8 protein-coding genes are annotated in these 6,519 nt (G+C 35.6%); all 8 read right to left on the bottom strand.

Annotation, left to right across the window (positions count from 1 at the left end; genetic code table 11):
• The coding region (gene flhA, locus GX687_00260) for a flagellar biosynthesis protein FlhA (GenBank protein ID HHX95890.1) at window positions 1–1,998 on the bottom strand (1,998 nt) is incomplete at its 3' end.
• A gap of 11 nt (window positions 1,999–2,009) precedes the next feature.
• The gene (gene flhB, locus GX687_00265; GenBank protein ID HHX95891.1) at window positions 2,010–3,092 is read right to left on the bottom strand and encodes a flagellar biosynthesis protein FlhB; all 1,083 of its coding nucleotides are present in this window, start codon (window positions 3,090–3,092) and stop codon (window positions 2,010–2,012) included.
• Window positions 3,089–3,859, bottom strand: a complete 771-nt coding sequence (gene fliR / locus GX687_00270; protein HHX95892.1) for a flagellar type III secretion system protein FliR — start codon at window positions 3,857–3,859, stop codon at window positions 3,089–3,091. The genes flhB and fliR overlap by 4 nt, the downstream gene beginning before the upstream one ends.
• 15 nt (window positions 3,860–3,874) lie before the next feature.
• Entirely contained in the window at window positions 3,875–4,144 is a 270-nt protein-coding gene (fliQ, locus tag GX687_00275) for a flagellar biosynthesis protein FliQ (GenBank protein HHX95893.1), read from the bottom strand.
• Between the two features lie 15 nt (window positions 4,145–4,159).
• Window positions 4,160–4,930, bottom strand: coding sequence for a flagellar type III secretion system pore protein FliP (gene fliP, locus GX687_00280; protein ID HHX95894.1), 771 nt, complete (start codon window positions 4,928–4,930; stop codon window positions 4,160–4,162).
• Window positions 4,923–5,447, bottom strand: a complete 525-nt coding sequence (locus GX687_00285) for a hypothetical protein (protein ID HHX95895.1) — start codon at window positions 5,445–5,447, stop codon at window positions 4,923–4,925. Before GX687_00285 ends, fliP begins: the two co-directional genes overlap by 8 nt.
• 11 nt (window positions 5,448–5,458) lie before the next feature.
• Complete coding sequence (locus GX687_00290) at window positions 5,459–5,821, bottom strand: response regulator (GenBank protein HHX95896.1); 363 nt, start codon at window positions 5,819–5,821, stop codon at window positions 5,459–5,461.
• A gap of 29 nt (window positions 5,822–5,850) precedes the next feature.
• Window positions 5,851–6,519: flagellar motor switch protein FliN (gene fliN, locus GX687_00295; protein HHX95897.1), on the bottom strand; the 669-nt coding region annotated here is incomplete at its 5' end.

The raw sequence follows: 6,519 nt of genomic DNA on the forward strand, positions 1-6,519 counted from the left end.
AATTATAGGAATTCCCGGTAATGTCCTCTCGGTTAACTTTCTAAAAAATCTCCTTATAAGGGGTGAAACCAATACTACAAATTGTTTCCCCATAAAATTACTTTTTTCCAATAAAGTCGCCAATTCCTGTACCAAATGTTGTGCAATTTTAGGTTCAATCGCTAAATAAGAACCTTGATCACTAGTTTGTATTCCTTCACTAATTAACTTTTCTATGGCCGGTTCCACTGTAAAACAATAAATTTTACCCCTTTCATCTTTATATAATTGAACAATTTGTCTAGCTAATTTTTGTCGCACATATTCTGTCAGCAAATCCGGATCCTTAGTAGTAGCCCCCCAATCTCCCAAGGCCTCCATTATTGATACTAAGTCCCGAATCGGGACTCTCTCCCGCAAAAGATTACTTAAAACTTTATGAACCTCTGCTAATGAAAGTAGGTTAGGTACTACTTCTTCAACCACAGCCGGATATTCCTTTTTTAAATTATCTAAAAGTAATTTTACATCCTGACGACTTAAAATTTCGGCTACATTATTTTTTAGAAACTCCGTAATATGTGTAGCTAAAACTGAAGGTGGATCTACAACCGTAAAACCCGCCATTTCGGCTTGTTCCCTTTGAGAGGCCTCAATCCATTTAGCCGGCAAGCCAAAAGCAGGTTCACGTGTATCAATTCCGTTCAACTCGCCTTCACCACCCATGGCCAAATATTGATTTAACATCAATTCTTCTTGAGCCATTGGCACTCCCCGTAATTTTAAAACATATTTCTGGGGAGGTAACTGCATATTATCCCGAATACGAATTGGTGGAATTACTATCCCCAATTCCAAAGCACATTGCCGCCGAATCATAACCACACGTTCCAATAAATCGCCACCCTGTTCTGTATCAACAAGCGGAATTAAACCATAACCTAGTTCTAATTCCACCGGATCAACTTGTAAGAGAGCAAAAACACTTTCCGGTTTTTTTAATTCCGCAGCTTTTTCTTCTTCTAAACTTTGTAATGACTCTACATCTAAAACCATACCAGTTTTATATAAACTAAAGGCTAGAAACCCCATAACCAAACCCAAAAACATAAACGGAGCTACCGGAAGTCCCGGAACTATAGCAAAAAAGATTAGAACTACCGCCGCAATGGCTAGTACTTTTGGTTGAGAAAAAACTTGTTTAGTAATATCAAAACCCAAATTTTCTTCCGAGGCAGCACGTGTGACAATAATTCCCGTAGCCGTTGAAAGTAAAAGTGCGGGAATTTGACTAACTAAACCATCACCAACGGTTAACAAAGTATATCTCTGGGCCACTTCCCCAATACTACCCATTTTTTGCTGTAAAAGTCCAACTACCATTCCGCCCAAAATATTAATTAAAGTAATAATAATACTGGCAATGGCATCACCTTTAACAAATTTAGTAGCACCATCCATCGCCCCATAAAAATCAGCTTCCCTTTGAACTTTACTTCTTCTTTCTCGTGCTTCCAATTCATTAATTAAGCCGGAATTTAGGTCAGCATCAATACTCATCTGTTTACCAGGCATGGCATCTAAAGTAAAGCGGGCCGCAACTTCGGCCACTCGTTCAGCCCCTTTAGTAATTACAATAAACTGAATAACTACTAAAATAAGAAAGATAATAAAACCAACAAAGGCATTACCACCAACCACAAAATCACCAAATTGATTAATTACTTCCCCGGCATAGGCATGTAATAAAATCAAACGAGTAGAGGAAATATTCAAGGCTAAACGATAAAGTGTCATTACCAGGAGCAATGATGGAAAAACCGAGAAATCCAATGGTTCTTGATTATACATAGTAACTAACAAAATTATCAATGAACAAGTAATATTAAATACAAATAAAACATCAAGTAAAGATGGATGCAAGGGAACAATCATCATAGCTACAATACCAACTACACCTAAAGCTACAATAATATCTGTATGACGGGCTAATTTATGTTGTAATGAAGATGAAGGCATTTTTATCTCCCCTAGAATTTACCTTTTAATCGATATACATAAGCCAATACTTCTGCCACAGCTTTATATAGTTCAACCGGTATCGGCATACCAATTTCAGCCTGATAAAAAAGCAGACGGGCCAAATTACGATCTTCTACAATAACTAAATCATGTTCACGAGCCACCTCTTTAATTTTCTCGGCTAGAAAATCACGCCCTTTAGCCACGACAACTGGAACTTCCATTTTCTCACTATATTTTAAAGCAATAGCTAAATGGGTAGGGTTAGTAATGACAACCGTAGCTGTCGGCACCTCCTGCAGCATCCGCTGTGAAGCCATTTGGCGCTGTCTAGCCTTTCTTTCGGCCCTTAAATGAGGGTCTCCCTCTTCGGTTTTTAATTCTTCCTTGATTTCTTCTTTACTCATTTTCAAGGATTTTTCATATTCATAAACTTGATAACCATAATCAGCTGCTGCAATAAAAGCCAAAACAATTAAAATACGCCAACCGGCCGTAAACGTAATTTCACCAATTGTTTGTAATGAAAACTCAACCGGAAAATACATTAAGGTTGATAAACGCGGTAATTGTTGAAATAAAAAATAAAAGGCAATAAATCCTACTAAACATGTTTTAAATACGGTTTTAACTAATTCAGCTAAAGCACGTTTGGAAAAAATTCTTTGCAAACCTTTAACCGGATTTAAACGTGTAAAATCCATTTTTAATGGCTCAGCGGTAACTAAAAAACCAATTTGAACAACATTTGCAGTATAACCCATTACCAATGCTATGAGTAAAATGGGAGCTAACATTTTAACTAAAATTAAAAGTGACTCAATTAGTAACATGACCACATCGATAAGAGTTAACTCACGTCCAGCATAAGTTAAAACATAGACAAACAAATTTCTAAATTCCTGTAATAAATAGGGCAGCCAAAATTTTAATACCAATAATATAAATGTTAATAATAAAACGGTAACTATTTCGTTACTTCTAATTACCTGTCCCTTACGACGGGCTTCACGCTTACGCCGTGGGGTTGCTTTTTCAGTTTTTTCACCGGCAAAAAGCTGTAAATTAATTTCTATGTAAATTTTAATCACCTAAATAAATTATAAATTTTTTGAAAAAGATCGCAAAAGGAAAGATTCAAAATGTAAATATAAAATGGTATGGTTATTAAAAGCACGAAAAAGCCAATTAATATTTTTATGGGCATACCTACCATAAAAATATTCATCTGCGGCACAGTTCTGGCCATAATACCCATCACAAAATCTGTTACTAATAATGTCCCAACTATGGGCATACCAAATTTACAACCTACGATAAAAAGCTTACCAAAATAGCTTAAATAATTTTCTATAAAATAAGAATCTAAAAAAACACAACTACCAATCGGTACCAATTCGTAACTATCAAAAAGTGCTTTTATAAAATAATGATGACCATCAATTTGTAAAAAAAGCAAGATAGCTAAAATAAACTTGAAATTTCCTAACAAAGGGGTTTGCGTTCCTATCAAAGGATCTACTACATTCATAATCCCAAACCCCATTTGGGTATCTATTAATTGACCAGCAAGCTGTACACCAGCAAAAAAGAACTGAATAACTAGGGCCATGGCAATTCCGGTAAGCAACTCAGTAATGATTACCAAAGAATAAGCAGGTAATTGCAAATTTACCGTAAAAGTATTGGCCAAACCTAGAAACCAAGCAAAAAAAGTCAAAGCCAAAAGAAAGAAAACCCGCCACTGTAAAGGAATATTACGTGTATTAAATAACGGAATAAAAGAAATTCCGGCTAATCTGGCCATAAGCACCAAAAAACGATCCCCTTCTACTAAAAAACCGGCTAAATAATTCATTAATATGACTCCTCATCAAAGTGTTAAATTTGGTATTTGGGTAAAAAGATTTAAGGTGAATGAAACTAATAAATTTAACATCCAAGACCCGAACACAACCAAGCTAATAAAAACTGCTACTATTTTCGGAACAAAAGTTAGTGTTTGTTCTTGTATTTGAGTAGTAGCTTGAAAAATACTAATCAATAATCCTACCAATAAACTGATACCTAATAAGGGACCAGAAAGCAGCAAAATAGTATATACAGCTTCTTTACCAATGTAAATAATATAATCCTGAGACATTTAGCACCCCACCTTTTAATAAAACCCGGCTAATAAAGATTGTACAACTAAATGCCAACCATCTACCAAAATAAATAATAACAATTTAAAGGGTAGTGAAATCATCATCGGTGGCAGCATCATCATCCCCATAGACATCAAAGTACTAGCCACAACCATATCAATAATAATAAAAGGTACGTAAATTAAAAAACCAATTTGGAAAGCAGTTTTTAATTCACTAATGGCAAAAGCCGGAATTACAGCATAAATTGGAATGTCTTCTGGACCATCTGGTTTAGTGTCAGTAGCTAAATTTACAAACAAGGCTAAATCCTTCTCGCGAGTTTGTTTGAACATAAATTCTCGTAAGGGATTTAATGCTTTTTCAAAGGCATCCTCCTGAGTTATTTCCTCGGCCAAATAAGGCTGTAGTGCATTCTGATTAACTTCTGCCCAAACCGGAGCCATCACAAAAAAAGTTAAAAACAAGGCTAAACCCACTAACACCTGATTAGGTGGCATTTGCTGTGTAGCCAAGGCATTTCTCAAAAAAGAAAACACTACAATTATACGAGTAAATGAAGTCATTAAAATAAGAATTGCCGGGGCCAAAGTTAAAATAGTTAACAAAGCCAGTATCTGCAAAGAAAGTGCAACCTCTTGCGGTGTTTCCGCAGCCCCCACTCCAATACCTATTTGCGGTACCGGTAGAGGTGCAGCCATAATCGATAAAGGAACTAACAAAAACAAACAAACCAAGCCAAGCAAAATCAAAAATTTTTTTCGGAAACAGAACCTATTCATTTTCCTGCCTCCCCCGTAAAGCATCACGGGTTAAACGCTCGGTTCTCCGTATTTGCTCACTAAGCTGTTTACGAAAATCTGTTTCATTAAACGTTTTTTTCTGTGAGGAAGATTCCGTGTGGGGAAAAAATCTTGCTATTCCCTTTGGTAAAAAATCATCCTCCAAAAGGCTGTTTTTTATTTCGTTCCATTTTTCAGTTCCAACATCTATTTCTTTTAAAATTTGGATATGCTGATCAGTTACGGCGATAATACAAGTCTGATCATAAAGTTCAGTTAAATATAAACCTTGATTAGCCCCTAGAGGTTGGTAATCAAAAATCTTAATCCACTGCTTTTGATTTTGTTGAATAAATTGTCGCCGTTTAAGTAAACGCAAAATTATGTAGACAAGAAAAATAATGAATAAAAGGGTTAGGATCACCCGAAAAAACAAAGCAGCCACACTGGGTAAAGCTGCGACCTCCCCTATCGGCAATTCATCAGTCTGTGCCATGGTAACTATAAATGAATTCAACATTTCGCCCCCTAAATTAGAGCCTTTTGTACAGCCTCTATTACACGTGCGGGCTGAAAAGGTTTAACAATAAAATCATGTGCACCGGCCTGAATAGCGTCAATCACCATAGTTTGTTGTCCCATTGCACTACACATAACTATTTTAGCCTTAACATCTAATTTCTTGATTTCCCTAACTGCTGTAATACCATCCATATTAGGCATGGTAATATCCATGGTAACTAAGTCTGGATTTAAATCCTGATATTTATCAATCGCTGACATACCATCCTCAGCTTCCCCAACAACTTCATAACCATTTTTGGTTAAAATTTCTTTAAGCATCATCCGCATAAAAGCGGCATCATCAACTATCAAAATTGTTTGGCCCATTGATACTTATCCCCTCCTTGATCCATTCTTCAGCGAAGTTTTTCAATTCTTTCTGTCGGTGAAACTATTTCAGTCACCCTAACTCCAAAATTTTCATCAATAACAACTACTTCTCCTTTGGCTAAATGATTACCATTAACTAAAATATCTACCGGCTCACCGGCTAATTTATTTAGTTCTACTAATGAACCATTAGTTAATTCTAAAATCTCTTTAATCTGTTTTTTGGTTTTCCCCAATTCTACTGATAATTCCAAACTGATATCCATAATTAAATCCAAATTAGCGGCAGACTGTACCACCTTATTTTCTTCCGAAAAACAAGGTAATTCAACGGGGGAGATTTCAACTTGCTTAGCTCCCATATTTGTTAATTTGTTTTCACTATTTAATTTAAGCGAATCCGACACCTCCTGTTTCAACTCCTTTATTTTTAAAACCTTGTCAACCAATTGTTTAGCAAAGGGAAGTGGTAAAATTTGCAACATTTCACTATCCAATAAACCATTAACCTTTAAATCAAAAGCAATTTTAACCACTGGCTCATCAGCATTTTCACTAAATAACAATTCTTTTTTTAATGGGGTAAAATTCAAAACCGGTGCTGACATTTTTATTGGCAAATCTAATAATTGGGTTAAAGCAATAGCCGAAGCATCCATCATCTTTTCCATGGCTTGATTAATTACCTCTAAATG

Source organism: Clostridia bacterium, assembly GCA_012841935.1.
Lineage (GTDB): Bacteria > Bacillota > Peptococcia > DRI-13 > DTU073 > DUTS01.